This window comes from Novosphingobium sp. GV079 (genome assembly GCF_003058045.1).
GTDB classification, from domain to species: Bacteria; Pseudomonadota; Alphaproteobacteria; order Sphingomonadales; family Sphingomonadaceae; genus Novosphingobium; species Novosphingobium capsulatum.
This window is the reverse complement of record NZ_QBUE01000002.1, coordinates 82,292-95,951: the sequence shown is the minus strand read 5'-3', so window position 1 is coordinate 95,951 and position 13,660 is coordinate 82,292. Positions and strand designations below refer to the sequence as shown.

At 65.9% G+C, this 13,660-nt stretch carries 14 protein-coding genes; 7 read left to right on the top strand and 7 right to left on the bottom strand.

Features of this window, described 5'->3' with window-relative positions; genetic code table 11:
• Positions 1-42: 42 nt before the first annotated feature.
• Positions 43-2,709, top strand: coding sequence for a pyruvate, phosphate dikinase (gene ppdK, locus C8K14_RS02295; protein WP_107715575.1), 2,667 nt, complete (start codon positions 43-45; stop codon positions 2,707-2,709).
• 127 nt (positions 2,710-2,836) lie between these two features.
• On the opposite strand, the gene C8K14_RS02290 is transcribed toward ppdK, so the two are convergent.
• On the bottom strand, positions 2,837-3,646 hold the full coding sequence (locus C8K14_RS02290; protein ID WP_107715574.1) for a methyltransferase domain-containing protein: 810 nt from the start codon (positions 3,644-3,646) through the stop codon (positions 2,837-2,839).
• A 67-nt stretch (positions 3,647-3,713) separates the two neighbouring features.
• Here C8K14_RS02290 and C8K14_RS02285 point away from each other — a divergent pair, with 67 nt between their 5' ends.
• The 3 genes from C8K14_RS02285 (at position 3,714) to C8K14_RS02275 (ending at position 5,733) form a co-directional block, all read left to right on the top strand.
• Positions 3,714-4,460, top strand: a complete 747-nt coding sequence (locus C8K14_RS02285; protein WP_107715740.1) for a ComF family protein — start codon at positions 3,714-3,716, stop codon at positions 4,458-4,460.
• A gap of 457 nt (positions 4,461-4,917) precedes the next feature.
• Positions 4,918-5,253 carry a phosphoribosyl-AMP cyclohydrolase gene (gene hisI / locus C8K14_RS02280; protein WP_062782959.1) on the top strand — a complete coding sequence of 112 codons (336 nt, stop codon included), beginning with the start codon at positions 4,918-4,920 and terminating at the stop codon, positions 5,251-5,253.
• A gap of 33 nt (positions 5,254-5,286) precedes the next feature.
• Positions 5,287-5,733: a MerR family DNA-binding transcriptional regulator gene (locus tag C8K14_RS02275; RefSeq protein WP_107715572.1), complete on the top strand. Its 447-nt coding sequence runs from the start codon at positions 5,287-5,289 to the stop codon at positions 5,731-5,733.
• Between the two features lie 32 nt (positions 5,734-5,765).
• On the opposite strand, the gene C8K14_RS02270 is transcribed toward C8K14_RS02275, so the two are convergent.
• The 5 genes from C8K14_RS02270 to tyrS form a co-directional block, all read right to left on the bottom strand.
• A complete protein-coding gene (locus tag C8K14_RS02270; RefSeq protein WP_107715571.1) occupies positions 5,766-6,467 on the bottom strand; it encodes a dienelactone hydrolase family protein in 702 nt (233 codons plus the stop codon).
• A gap of 6 nt (positions 6,468-6,473) precedes the next feature.
• The gene (gene cysK / locus C8K14_RS02265) at positions 6,474-7,391 is read right to left on the bottom strand and encodes a cysteine synthase A (protein ID WP_107715570.1); all 918 of its coding nucleotides are present in this window, start codon (positions 7,389-7,391) and stop codon (positions 6,474-6,476) included.
• Positions 7,392-7,420: 29 nt separating this feature from the next.
• Positions 7,421-8,713 carry an MFS transporter gene (locus C8K14_RS02260; protein WP_028657730.1) on the bottom strand — a complete coding sequence of 431 codons (1,293 nt, stop codon included), beginning with the start codon at positions 8,711-8,713 and terminating at the stop codon, positions 7,421-7,423.
• 115 nt (positions 8,714-8,828) lie between these two features.
• The gene (locus C8K14_RS02255; protein WP_022675765.1) at positions 8,829-9,167 is read right to left on the bottom strand and encodes a PilZ domain-containing protein; all 339 of its coding nucleotides are present in this window, start codon (positions 9,165-9,167) and stop codon (positions 8,829-8,831) included.
• A 110-nt stretch (positions 9,168-9,277) separates the two neighbouring features.
• A complete protein-coding gene (gene tyrS / locus C8K14_RS02250; protein WP_107715569.1) occupies positions 9,278-10,504 on the bottom strand; it encodes a tyrosine--tRNA ligase in 1,227 nt (408 codons plus the stop codon).
• Between the two features lie 31 nt (positions 10,505-10,535).
• Here tyrS and C8K14_RS02245 point away from each other — a divergent pair, with 31 nt between their 5' ends.
• Together C8K14_RS02245 and C8K14_RS02240 are read left to right on the top strand one after the other, a co-directional pair.
• Positions 10,536-11,102: a DOMON-like domain-containing protein gene (locus C8K14_RS02245; protein WP_233250865.1), complete on the top strand. Its 567-nt coding sequence runs from the start codon at positions 10,536-10,538 to the stop codon at positions 11,100-11,102.
• Positions 11,099-12,301, top strand: a complete 1,203-nt coding sequence (locus tag C8K14_RS02240; protein WP_107715568.1) for an exo-beta-N-acetylmuramidase NamZ domain-containing protein — start codon at positions 11,099-11,101, stop codon at positions 12,299-12,301. The genes C8K14_RS02245 and C8K14_RS02240 overlap by 4 nt, the downstream gene beginning before the upstream one ends.
• On the opposite strand, the gene C8K14_RS02235 is transcribed toward C8K14_RS02240, so the two are convergent.
• Positions 12,295-12,723 carry a GFA family protein gene (locus tag C8K14_RS02235; protein WP_062782320.1) on the bottom strand — a complete coding sequence of 143 codons (429 nt, stop codon included), beginning with the start codon at positions 12,721-12,723 and terminating at the stop codon, positions 12,295-12,297. The two genes, C8K14_RS02240 and C8K14_RS02235, sit on opposite strands and share 7 nt — an antisense overlap.
• A 110-nt stretch (positions 12,724-12,833) precedes the next feature.
• Here C8K14_RS02235 and C8K14_RS02230 point away from each other — a divergent pair, with 110 nt between their 5' ends.
• Positions 12,834-13,574, top strand: a complete 741-nt coding sequence (locus C8K14_RS02230) for a glutathione S-transferase family protein (RefSeq protein WP_107715567.1) — start codon at positions 12,834-12,836, stop codon at positions 13,572-13,574.
• The last annotated feature ends 86 nt before the right edge of the window (positions 13,575-13,660 follow it).

The window sequence follows — 13,660 nt, the reverse complement described above, 5'->3', positions numbered from 1 at the left end:
CCTCGCAATGACTGACCTTTGCTCAAGGAACGGACTGTAATCATGAGTGCATACGTATTCCATTTCGGCGGTGGTGCGCGCAACGACGATCCTCGGGCCAAGGATAAGACCATTACCGGGGGCAAGGGCGCCAACCTGGCCGAGATGGCGGGCATCGGCCTGCCGGTGCCGCCGGGCTTCACCATCAGCACCGAAGTGTGCACGCAATACAATTCGGCCGGCAAGCAGTTTGACGCCGACATCAAGGCCGGCGTTGCCGCCGGGCTCTCGCACATCGAAGCGGCGACCGGCCGCGTGTTTGGCGATGCGGCCAATCCGCTGCTGGTCTCGGTGCGCTCGGGCGCGCGGGTGTCGATGCCGGGCATGATGGATACCGTGCTCAACCTCGGCCTCAACGACGTGACGGTGGAAGGGCTTTCGGCCGATTCCGGCGACGCGCGCTTTGCCTGGGACAGCTATCGCCGTTTCATCCAGATGTATTCCGACGTGGTGCTGGGCGTGGACCATCACCGCTTTGAAGATGCGCTCGAAATCGCCAAGGAAGACAACGGCTATTACGCCGATGTGGAAATGAGCGCCGACAACTGGCGCAAGCTGGTGGGCGAATACAAGGCGATCGTCGAAGAGGAACTGGGCCGCCCGTTCCCGCAGGACGTGCACGAGCAGTTGTGGGGCGCGATCGGCGCGGTGTTCGATAGCTGGGAAAGCGAACGCGCCAAGGTCTATCGCAAGCTCAATGACATTCCGGCCGAATGGGGCACGGCGGTCAACGTCCAGGCCATGGTGTTCGGCAACATGGGCGATACCTCGGCTACGGGCGTTGCCTTCACCCGCGATCCGGCGACCGGCGAAAAGGCCTATTACGGCGAATGGCTGGTCAACGCCCAGGGCGAAGACGTGGTGGCCGGCATCCGCACCCCGCAATACCTGACCTTGGCCGCGCGCGAGCGGGCCGGGGCCAAGCCGCTGTCGATGGAAGAGGCCATGCCGCAGGCCTATGCCGAGCTGGCCAGCGTGTTCGAGCTGCTGGAAAAGCACTACAAGGACATGCAGGACATCGAATTCACGGTTGAAAAGAACAAGCTGTGGATGTTGCAGACCCGTTCGGGCAAGCGCACTGCCAAGGCCGCGCTCAAGATGGCGGTGGACATGGTGGGCGAGGGCCTGATCGATGAAGCCACCGCGATCGCCCGGGTCGATCCCATGGCGCTCGACCAGTTGCTCCACCCCACGCTCGATCCCAAGGCCCCGCGCGACGTGTTGGCCAAGGGTCTGCCCGCCTCGCCGGGCGCAGCCAGCGGCGCGATCGTGTTCGATGCCGATACCGCCCAGGCGCGCGCCGAACGTGGTGACAGCGTGATCCTGGTGCGCGTGGAAACCAGCCCCGAAGACATCCACGGCATGCATGCGGCCAAGGGCATCCTCACCGCGCGCGGCGGCATGACCAGCCACGCTGCGGTGGTGGCACGCGGCATGGGCCGTCCCTGTGTGTCCGGCGCGTCGGGCTTGTCGATCGACATGGCCGCGCGCAAGGCGCGGATCGGCACCCGTGACCTGGCCGAAGGCGACGTGATCACGCTCGACGGTTCGACTGGCGAGATCATGGCCGGCGAAGTAGCGATGGTGGAACCCGAACTCGTCGGCGATTTCGCCACGCTGATGGTCTGGGCCGACAAGCACCGCCGCATGAAAGTGCGCACCAACGCGGAAACGCCGCTGGATTGCCAGGTGGCGCGCCAGTTCGGCGCCGAAGGCATCGGCCTGTGCCGCACCGAGCATATGTTCTTCGAAGCCGGGCGCATTTCCGCCGTGCGCCAGATGATCCTGGCCGAAGACGAAGCCGGCCGCCGCGCCGCGCTGGCCAAGCTGCTGCCCGAACAGCGCGCTGATTTCATCGCGATCTTCGAGGTGATGGCCGGCCTGCCGGTGACTATCCGCCTGCTCGATCCGCCGCTGCACGAATTCCTGCCGCATGCCGATGCAGAGTTCGAGGAACTGGCCGAAGTGACCGGCCTGGGTGTCGACCATCTCAAGCGCCGTGCCGGGGAACTGCATGAATTCAACCCTATGCTGGGCCATCGCGGCTGCCGCCTGGGGATCACATTCCCCGAAATCTATGAGATGCAGGCCCAGGCGATCTTCGAGGCGGCGGTGGAAGTGGCCACCAAGTCTGGCGAAGCGGTCGTGCCCGAGGTGATGATCCCGCTCGTCGCCACCAAGAAGGAACTGCAGATCCTGCGCGCGCTGGTCGATCGCGTGGCCGCACAGGTCTTTGCCGACAAGGGCAAGACGCTGGATTACCTGGTCGGCACGATGATCGAGCTGCCACGCGCCGCGCTGATGGCCGGGGAAATTGCCGAGGAAGGCACGTTCTTCTCGTTCGGCACCAACGACTTGACGCAGACCACCCTCGGCGTAAGCCGCGACGATGCCGCGCGCTTCCTCAACCCCTATGTCGACCAGGGCATCTATCCGCGCGACCCGTTCGTCAGCCTCGATATCGAAGGCGTGGGCCAGCTGGTGGAACTAGCGGCCGAGCGCGGCCGCAAGACCCGCCCCGATATCAAGCTGGGCATCTGCGGCGAACACGGCGGCGATCCCGCCTCGATCGCGTTCTGCGAAAAGGTTGGTTTGGATTACGTCTCGGCCAGCCCCTACCGCGTGCCGATCGCGCGCCTGGCCGCAGCGCAGGCGGCGTTGAAGGCGTAAGGATCAAAGCCCCTCCACCAGCCTGCGGCTGGTCCCCCTCCCCACGTTGTGGGGAGGACCTTGGCGATCCTCCCCATGGCATGGGGAGGGGGACCGCCGCGCAGCGGTGGTGGAGGGGGCGTTCCGCCTAAAACTTCGGCGCGCGCAGCGGCTTGGCCCAGCCGCTCAGCGTCAGGATCTCGAACGTCTCGGTAACCCGCCCTTCTGCATCAGCAGCGGCGGCAAAGGCGTCTTGCGCGCGCGCCAGGGCAGCCTTGCCGAGCGGCGCGCCGGGGCGGGCGAGGCAGTTGGACAGGCCCTGGTCGCGCAGGTCCTGCACCAAGCGCGACAGGCTGCGATAGCGCACCGCCAGGCTGCGGCTGTCGATCACCGGATCGGCAAAGCCGGCGCGCTGCAGCAATTGACCGCCGGCGCGCACATCCACCTGCGGGTGTACGCGCGGGGCAGGCCGATCCGCGTCAGCAGCCAGCATCACGCTGCGCAGCGCCGGCAGGCTGCCGGCGGCGGTAAAGCTCACCATCGCCAGGCCATCGGGCGCCAGCGCGCGGCGCAGGTGGACCAGCGCGCCGGGCAGATCGTTCACTGTGTCGAGCGTACCCAGCACGGCGATGAAATCAAACCCCTCGGCAAAGGGTAGGGGGGCTTCCTGGTCCACCCCGGTTTCGCCGGGCAGCGCGGCGGGATCAGCGTGGGTGACGGCCACGCCTTGCGCGGCCAGCGCGGCGCCCAGAGTATGGTCCACATCGCCGATAATCAGCGCGGTTTGTGGCGTGTGGCGCAGGAACGCGAGGCGATCGAGCATGTCCTCGATCATGTCATCGGCCAGAAAGCGCGCGGCATCGGGCCGCGTTGCCAGGCGGCGCATGCGCGCGCGCTGGGCCAGGCGGCGGTGGCGGGCAAAGATTTCGGGCGGGGCGGGGGGCGTGGTTTGGGCCATGCCGTGCTGCCTGCCCGCAAGCTGCGCGCTTGCCAAGCCTCTTGCGCTGGTGGAAGCATGGTCGGCGATGGTGCGCCCCGCGTTTCTTGCCCCGGTCGTTGACCTGCTGTTTCCGCCGCGCTGCCCGCTGTGCGGGGAAACCCTGGCCACGCATGGCGGGCTGTGCGCCGCGTGCTGGGCCAACCTGGAAATTCCCGGGGAGCCGAGCTGCCACTTGTGCCAGCGCCCCCTGGAAACCAGCCTGGCGCGTGACGAGACAGCGCTGTGCGCCCCCTGCATGGCGCAGCCGCCACGGCATGATGGGATTGCTGCCGCCACGCTCTATGGCGATGCCACACGCACCCTGGTGCTGCGATTCAAGCATGGCCGCAAGGTGGGCCTTGCCGGGCTGATGGCACGCCTGATGGTGGCGCGGCTGCCGCCACTCGACGGGGAATGGCTGATCGTGCCGGTGCCGCTGCACCGCTGGCGGCTGTGGCAGCGCGGCTATAATCAGTCAGCGTTGCTGGCAACGCAGATTGCGCGGGCGATCGGGCAGCGCCTGCTGGTCGATGCGCTGGTGCGGCGCAAGCGCACGCCTTCGCTCGGCGGTTTGGGTGCCAAGGCGCGCGCGCAGGCGCTGGCGGGCGCCATCGCGCCTCATCCGCGCCACGCCCCTGCGCTGCGCGGCGCGCAGGTGCTGCTGGTCGATGACGTGCTGACCAGCGGCGCCACCAGCGATGCCTGCGTGCGGGCGCTTCGCCGCGCCGGCGCGGCCAAGGTCAAGATCGCCTGCTTTGCCCGCGTGCTGCGCGAGGCCGAAGGGCGGGGGTAAAAAAGGAGAGTTGATTCGCGGGCGACAGGCGCGATGCAAGCGGCATCAAACCGAAAACGCCCGGAACCTTGCGGCCCGGGCGTTTCGTGACGAAACCTTGTGATTGACGGGGCTCCCTCTCGGCCCTGACCGTAACCCCGTCGCTCAATATCTCCAGATGGCTGCGCCTTCCTAGTCAGAAGGTCGAACCAGCCCCCCGGTCCCTCGCGTGTCCCTGAACTTTGGCGCTTGCCGCGCCGCCTTTCGGCGGTTCAGATCGCGGTTCCCTCAAACCGCACGTTCTTTCTTGACGATTGCGCCGCCGGAAGGAAGGGGGACATGCGTATGCCGCCGATTTTGCCCAGGCCATGTGGTTATCGTGCAACAATGTATGCTGTGGCAGCCCGTTTGCAGAAGGGAATTACCTACCGTGTCGGTCGATAACGATTCGCTACAGCGCGAACAGGGCAGCGCATTCATGCCGCGCTTCGATTCTCACGGCCTGGTCACCGCCGTGGCGATCGATCACCGCACCGGGCAGTTGCTGATGCTGGCGCACATGGATGCCGAGGCGATCACCCGCACGCGCGAAACCGGCCTGGCGCACTTCTGGTCGCGCTCGCGCCAGAAGCAGTGGATGAAAGGCGAAACCTCGGGCCACGTGCTCAAGGTGCTCGAAATCCGCGTGGACTGTGACCAGGATGCGCTTGAACTGCGGGTCGAGCCGGCTGGCCCGGCCTGCCACACCCTGGCGCAAAGCTGCTTCTATCGCCGGATTACCCCGCAAGGGACGCTGGAGCGGATTGAGGTTTGACGTTTACGTAAGCTGCGCGGTATCGTGGCGGGCATGGACACCGTGCCCGCCTCTTCCCACACCGGCCATCTCGACCGGCCCGATGCCCTGGCCCGCGACCAGTTCACCATCACCGACCTGTCGGCCGAATTCGGCGTAACCGCGCGTGCGCTGCGGTTCTACGAGGACGAGGGCCTGATTTCGCCGACGCGGCACGGCACGACACGGATTTATTCCCGGCGTGATCGGGCGCGGCTGGCGTGGATCATGCGCGCCAAGAATGTGGGTTTCAGCCTGGCTGACATTCGCGAGATGATCGATCTCTACGATCTGGGCGATGGCCGCGCGCAGCAGCGCAAGGTGACGATCGCCAAGTGCCGCGAACGCATCGCTGCTCTGGTGCGCCAGCAGGCCGATATCGCCAGCACGATTGCCGAGCTGGAAGGCTTCGTCGCGCAAGTGCAGCAACTGGAAGGTGCCGAGGGCGGCGGCCCGGCCTGATCGGCCGGCCACCGCCCCGCGGCGGATGGGTATCAGCTATAGATTTCGTCGAGCAGCGCGGTCAGCGCCAGCCACGATTGGCGGTCGGCGCTGGCGTTGTAGCCGAGGAAATCCTTGCCGCGCGCCTCGCTGTCGGGATCGGTGAACCCGTGCTTGACCCCGGCATAGGCATGGAAGTGCCAGTTGCCGCTGGCGGCATCCATTTCCTTCCAGAAATCCAGTACCTGCTCGCGCGGGACGAGCGGATCGGCATCGCCGTGGCAGATCAGCAGGCGCGGCTTGATCGGGGTTTCCGCCGTGGCCGGGCGATCAGAGGTGAGCAGGCCGTGGAAGCTGGCCGCCAGCACGATCGGTGCGCCCATGCGCGCCAGTTCCAGCGCCGCCTGGCCGCCCATGCAATAGCCGATCGCCGACAGCGTCAGCCCCCGCGCCGCCTTGGCCAGCGCGTCGAGCCCGGCGGTGATGCGGGCGCGGTAGTGATCGACATCGGCACGCAGGGCATTGCCCAGCGGGAACGACGCTTCAAAGCTTTCCACCGGCTCGCCATAGAAATCGGCGACCATGGCAACAAAGCCTTGATCGGCCAGCATGCGCGCACGCTGTTCCATTCCGGCGTTGACGTTGGCGATGGTGGGCAGGATCAGGATCGCGCCGCGCGGGGTGCCTTCGGGGCGGGCAAGCCACCCCGTCAGCGCCACGTCACCATGCGCATAATCGATGCGTTCAAGGCTCAAGGCTGGTTACTCCGGAAGAAAATCGGGCACCGAGAGGTAGCGCTCGCCGGTGTCATAGTTGAAGCCGAGCACGCGGCTGCCGGCGGTCAGTTCGCGCAGCTTGGCGGCGATGGCGGCCAGCGTCGCGCCAGAGGAGATGCCGACTAGAAGGCCTTCCTCACGCGCCGAGCGGCAGGCCCATTCCTTGGCATCGGCCGGATCGACCTGGATCGCACCGTCGATTGCCTGGGTGTGCAGGTTGCCCGGAATGAACCCGGCGCCGATGCCCTGGATCGGGTGCGGCGCGGGCTGCCCCCCGGAAATGACCGGCGAGAGCGTCGGTTCCACGGCATAGGCCTTGAAATCGGGCCAGTGCTTCTTGAGTTCCTCGGCGCAACCAGTGAGGTGGCCACCGGTGCCAACCCCGGTGATCAGCACGTCGATCGGGCTATCTGCGAAATCGGCCAGGATTTCTTGCGCGGTGGTGCGCACGTGCACGGCCACGTTGGCGGGATTGTCGAACTGCTGGGGCATCCAGGCGCCCGGCGTTTCGGCCACCAGTTCCTTGGCGCGCTCGATCGCGCCCTTCATGCCCTTTTCGCGCGGCGTCAGATCGAACGTGGCCCCATAGGCAAGCATCAGCCGGCGCCGCTCGATCGACATCGATTCGGGCATGACGAGCACGAGCTTGTAGCCCTTGACCGCCGCCACCATGGCGAGGCCAATGCCGGTATTGCCCGAGGTCGGCTCCACGATGGTGCCGCCGGGCTTGAGGCTGCCGTCGGCTTCGGCCGCCTCGATCATGGCCAATGCGATCCTGTCCTTGATCGAGCCACCTGGATTGGTGCGCTCGCTCTTCACCCATACCTCGTGGTCGGGAAACAGGCGGGACAGGCGAACATGCGGCGTGTTGCCGATCGTGGCGAGAATGGAATCCGCTTTCATGTCGCGTGTGCTCCTTGGTGTTGAGCGGGTCAGGATTGGTATTTTGCAGCAAAGGTCCGGGCGCGGCGCAATTCGGGAAAGCCGATCGCCCAGGCCAGAGTAACGACTATCGCACCCACCCCGCCAAACACAACCGCCCCGGTTGCGCCAAGCAGGGCCGCAGCCACGCCCGATTGCATGTCACCCAGTTCGTTGGAGCAGGAAATCGCCAGGCCCGAGATGGCCGAGACGCGGCCGCGCACGGTGTCTGGCGTGTGCAATTGCACCAAGGTGGTGCGGATATAGACCGAAACCATGTCCGCCGCGCCGATCAGCACCAGCATCGCCAGCGACAGGAACAGATTGCGCGACAGGCCAAAGCCGATTGTCGCCACGCCAAAGGCGGCGACCGCCAGCAGCATCTTGGCGCCGACCTCGCGCTCGACCGGGCGCCGCGCCAGGAATGCCGCGACCAGCGCCGCACCGAGCCCAGGCATGGCCCGCATCACGCCCAGGCCATAGGAACCCACGGAATGGCCATCGAATGTCAGGATATCGCGGGCATAGACCGGCAGCAGCGCGGTTGCGCCGCCCAGCAGCACGGCAAAAAGATCGAGCGTGATACAGCCCAGCAGAAACCGATCGTGCGCCACGAAGCGAAAGCCATCGGCGACCTGCCGAAACGGGTGCGTGCGGCGATTTTCCGCTGGCGGGGGCAGGCGGCGAATGCCGAATGCGCCGAACGCGGCCAAGGCCAGCAGCGCCACCGAAACGCCATAGGGCAAGGCGGGAGAGAAGGCGAAGAGCACGCCGGCCAGCGCTGGCCCGCCCATCGAACCGATCTGCCAGGCCATGGAATTGATCGCCACCGCCCGCGGCATGAGCTTGGCCGGCACGATGTTGGGCGCGATCGATGACAGGGCCGGGCCGATGAACACGCGGCTGGTGCCATGCGCTGCGGCCATGGCAAACAGCAGCGGCAGAGACAGCGTGCCACTGGCGGTGGCGATCGTCAGCACCAGCGCGATCAGCGCGTCGAGTACCATGGTCAGCCCGGCGATCACCCGCCGGTCGAACCGATCGGCGACGACGCCGGCGACGGGCGTAAGCACGAACTGCGGCAGGAACTGCACCAGCCCCATCAGGCCAAGCTGAAACGCCGCTTCCTTGATGCCCATGCCATATTGGCCGCGCGCGACGTCATAAAGCTGGTACCCCAGCACCACGACCATGCCGGACGTGGCCAGGACGGAAAACAGGCGTGCCACCCAGAACCGCCGGAAATCGGCAATCTGGAACGGTGATGAAGGGCTATCGGGCGCCGGGGCAGGGGTGTCGGTCACGGCTTGGTCTGTGGCAGCGGCCCAGTGCTTTGCCAAGCCAACAATTGTTTGTCGTCGTTTCAGAAAATCATGATCGGCGCCAATCGCGCCGGGCCCCGATCAGCCCCCCGCCCGATCAGCCCTTGCCGCGCAGGCGGGTGTTGGGCTGGAGCTGTTTGATCATCTTGGCAAAATCATCGTGCCGCACGATCCGCTCGAACTGGAAGCCAGCACGGCTTTCATCGCTCCACACCAGAAACGCCTCGATCCGGCCGATCTGGGGCAGGCGGATGGTCACCCGCTCACCCCGGCCAAGGTCGAGCGTGTCGCGCACCATGAAGCCGGTCGTGGAAATATTGACGATGTTCAGCATCACGTCGCCCAGGCGGCGATGCTCCCCGATCACCGGCAGGTGAACGGGGTGGCGGGTAGACCGGCGCAGGTCGGTCACTGAAAGCTGCGCGCCGCCGGACATGGCTTCTCCTGCCGGTATGAGGGATTACAGGCGGGAAAAATACATCCAGATTGACTTAGATTTGGTTAATGGGCGGCAGCGGCCTGCCGCCGCCCTGCAACGGCAAGTCGTTAAGCGGGCTTGATTATGCCGTGCTTCTTCTTGCCGGAAGACAACCGACGCTCGGCCGAAACCGCGATAACGGCGGTATCGTCGGTGATCGCCTCGCCATCCAGCCGGGCGCCGCCGCCGGCGATCAGGCGCTTGGCCTCACCCCGGCTCGCGGCAAAGCCCAGGCCGATCAGCGCTTCGATCACGCTGATCGTGGGCTCGCCCACTTCAAGCGTCGGCAGGTTCTGGCCCAAGCCACCGCCGGCAAACGTGGCCTTGGCCGTTGCCTCGGCAGCCTCGGCAGCCTCCCGCCCGCGGATCAGCGCAGTCACCTCGTTGGCCAGCACCGTCTTGGCGGCGTTGATCTCGCTGCCTTGCAGCGCTTCCAGGCGGGCGATTTCATCGAGCGGAACGTCGGTGAAGATGCGCAGGAAACGGCCCACGTCGCGGTCGTCGGTATTGCGCCAGAACTGCCAGAAATCGTAGTTGGGCAGCTGTTCCTCGTTCAGCCAGACCGCGCCGTTGACCGACTTGCCCATCTTGGCGCCATCGGCGGTGGTCAGCAGCGGCGTGGTGGCACCGAACACCTCGATCCCATTCATGCGCCGGGTCAATTCGATGCCATTAACGATGTTGCCCCACTGGTCAGACCCGCCGAACTGCAGGCGACAGCCATGGCGCAGCGCCAGCTCGCGGAAGTCATAGGCCTGGAGAATCATGTAGTTGAATTCCAGGAACGTCAGCGGCTGTTCGCGATCCAGGCGCAGCTTGACCGAATCGAAGGTCAGCATGCGGTTGACGGTGAAGTGCGGCCCCACGTCACGCAGCAGGTCGATATAGCCGAGCTTCGACAGCCATTCGTCGTTGTTGACCAGCGTGGCCCCGGTGGCGCTGTCGTCGAACGTCAGCAGGCGGTCGAACACCTTGCGGATCCCGGCGATGTTGCTGGCGATGATCTCTTCGGTCAGCATCTGCCGGCTGGTGTCCTTGCCCGAAGGATCGCCGATCTTGGTGGTGCCGCCGCCCATCAGCGCAATCGGCTTGTGCCCGGCCTGTTGCAGGCGGCGCAGCAGCATGACAGAGGCGAGGTTGCCGACATGGAGCGATGGCGCGGTGGCGTCATAGCCATTATAGCCCACCACGATTTCCTTGGCCGCCAGGGCATCCAGGCCCTGCGCATCGGTCAACTGGTGGATATGGCCCCGCTCGGACAGCAGGCGCAGCAGGTCGGACTTGTATTCGGTCATGGTTGCCTCGATGTGGAGCGGGGCGCCTAGCATGAAAGGACGTGCCTTGGAACCGGCGCTGCTTGTTGCCCATCCCGATCACCCGGCACTGGCCGTGCGGCAGGTTGCGGCGCGCATCATCTCGATGGACGATCACTGGCTGTGCCTGCGCTGGCGCGTAGAGGGCACCTCGGCGTTGGTCGTGCCGCCGTTTTCCGGCCGTGCGCGCACCGATGGCCTGTGGCAGTCGACCTGCTTCGAACTGTTCCTGGGCGAAGACGATCCGGCCGCCGGCGGCGCCTATGCCGAATTCAACTTTGCCGCTTCGGAACGCTGGGCGGCTTATGACTTTGATGGCTATCGCGAGGGTATGGCGCCGCGCCCGATCCCGCGCGAGCCGGTGATCACGCCGCGTCGTGGGCAGGATGTGCTGATCTTCGATGCGGCGCTGCCGATTGCCGGCCTGCCGCCGCTGCCCTGGCGCATGGGGCTCAGCGCGGTTCTGGAAGAGGCAGGCGGGGTCAAATCCTATTGGGCGCTGGCCCATCCACGCGGCAAACCCGATTTCCACCATGCAGCTTGCTTCGCCGCGCGGGTTGAGGCACCCCACGCGCCATGAAGACCGGACTTGATCGCCTGCTGGCCGAGCCTACGCTGCGTGCGCCGCTAGCCGGCCGCCGCGTGGCCCTGGTGGCCCATCCCGCCTCGCTTACCGCTGGCCTGGTCCACGCGCTCGATGCGCTGGCCGCATGCCCTGACGTGACGCTCAGCGCCGCGTTCGGGCCGCAACATGGCCTGAAGGGCGACAAGCAGGACAACATGGTCGAATCGCCCGACTATCGCGATCCGGCCTTGGGCATTCCGGTGTTCAGCCTCTATGGCGAAGTGCGCCGGCCGACGCCCGCGATGATCGATACGGCCGATGTCTTCCTGTTCGATCTGCAGGATCTGGGCTGCCGCATCTACACGTTCGTGACCACGCTGCTCTATCTGCTGGAAGCCTGCCACGGCACCGGCAAGGCGGTGTGGGTGCTCGATCGGCCCAACCCGGCCGGGCGCCCGGTCGAAGGCACGCGGCTGGTGCCGGGCTGGGAGAGCTTTGTCGGTGCCGGGCCGATGCCGATGCGCCATGGGATGACGCTGGGCGAAATGGGCCGCTGGTTCATCGCGCACTACAACCTTGATGTGGATTACCGCGTCATCACGATGGAAGGCTGGCACCCCGATGCCGCGCCGGGCATGGGCTGGCCGCAGAACCGCATCTGGATCAACCCGAGCCCCAATGCGGCAAGCCTGGCCATGGCGCGCGCCTATGCCGGCACCGTGATGCTTGAAGGCACCACCCTTTCCGAAGGGCGCGGCACCACCCGCCCGCTCGAAGTGCTGTTCGGCGCGCCGGATGTCGATGCATTGGCCGTGAAGGCAGAAATGGCCCGGCTGGCGCCGCACTGGCTGGCCGGCACCGCAATCCGCGAATGCTGGTTCGAGCCGACGTTTCACAAGCATGTCGGCCACCTGTGCCACGGCCTGATGCTGCATCCCGAAGGCCCGTTTTACGATCACGCCGCGTTCCGCCCCTGGCGGCTTCAGGCGCTGGCGTTCAAGGCCATCCGCAACCTCACTCCCGATTATCCGCTGTGGCGCGATTTCCCCTATGAATACGTGCTCGACAAGCTGGCGATCGACGTGATCAACGGCGGCCCGGCCTTGCGCGCATGGGTCGATGACCGCGCCGCGCAGGCCGGTGATCTCGATGCCGTGGCCGACCCGGACGAGGCCAGCTGGATCGAAGAACGCGCGCCCTTCCTGCTTTATTGAGCCGGCTGGCCGGGCGCGGGCGGTTGCCCGGCAAAGCTGGCGGCGCGCTGGTCGATCTGCGCCCAGGCCGGCGCATCGTCGGTCCAGATCACCGCATCGGGTTCCAGCCCATGGCCGGGATCGAGAAAGCCCAGGCGCACCGTGCGCAGATGCATGCGACCCGATGACTGGGCCATGACCCCGGTGCCGCAGGCCGGGCAGAAAAACTGGGTGAGCGTGTTCCCCGATGGCGCCACATAGGAAAACGATCCCAGGGTTCCCGCGATGGCAACGGCCTCGGCCGGGAACACCGCATTGTTGGTGCAGCCGCCGGCAGCGGCCTGCTGGCACTGCCGGCACCAGCACTGGCGCACGGCCACCGGCTCGTGCGCAGAAATGGTGGCGCTCACCGCCCCGCATGCACAGTGTCCGGTAAAGCTCATGCGAATTCTCCGATCGGGTATTGTTAGGTTTGCAAACAATCGTTAGGCTGCGTGGACAAGACCGGGCCGCAGCCCGGGAGAGGATATCAGGCCCGAGGATAACAGGCTCCATGCTCAAGCTCTACAGTTTCGGTCCCGCCGCCAATTCCATGAAGCCCTTGCTGACCCTGTTCGAAAAGGGGCTGCCATTCCAGGCCAATCGGCTCGACCCGGCCAAGTTCGAGCATCATTCCGACTGGTTCAAGGCCATCAACCCGCGCGGGCAGGTTCCCGCGCTGGTCGATGGCGACAAGGTCATCACCGAAAGCACGGTGATCTGCGAATACCTGGAAGATGAATATCCCACGCAAGTTTCGCTGCGTCCGGCTGACAGCTTTGGCCGCGCGCAGATGCGGGTGTGGACCAAGTGGGTGGACGAATACTTCTGCTGGTGCGTCTCGACCATCGGCTGGCACCGCTATGTCGGCAAGATGGTGCAGGGCCTGTCCGACCAGGAGTTCGAGAACAAGGTCAAGGCCATCCCCGTGGTCGAGCAACAGGTGAAATGGCGCCGCGCCCGCGAAGGCTTCCCGCAGGACCTGCTGGACGAGGAAATGCGCAAGATCGCCTTTTCGGTGCGGCGCCTGGACGATCACCTGCGCGATCATGAATGGCTGGTGCCGGGGCAATATACCCTGGCGGATATCTGCAATTTCGCCATCGCCAACGGTATGCAGTTCGGGTTTGCCGAGCTGGTCAACCGCGAGGATACGCCGCACCTGGTGCGCTGGATCGAGCAGATCAAGCAGCGCCCCGCCGTGCGCACCATGTTCGACAGCGTGGAACTGGAAAAGCTTGGCCCGCGCGATTGAGGTGGCTATCCTTTCCCGCGCACTGCTTTTTTTCTGGGGCTGGCGAAGGGTGGGACGCAATCGGAGGGTTTTGTCAGTGGCAGCCT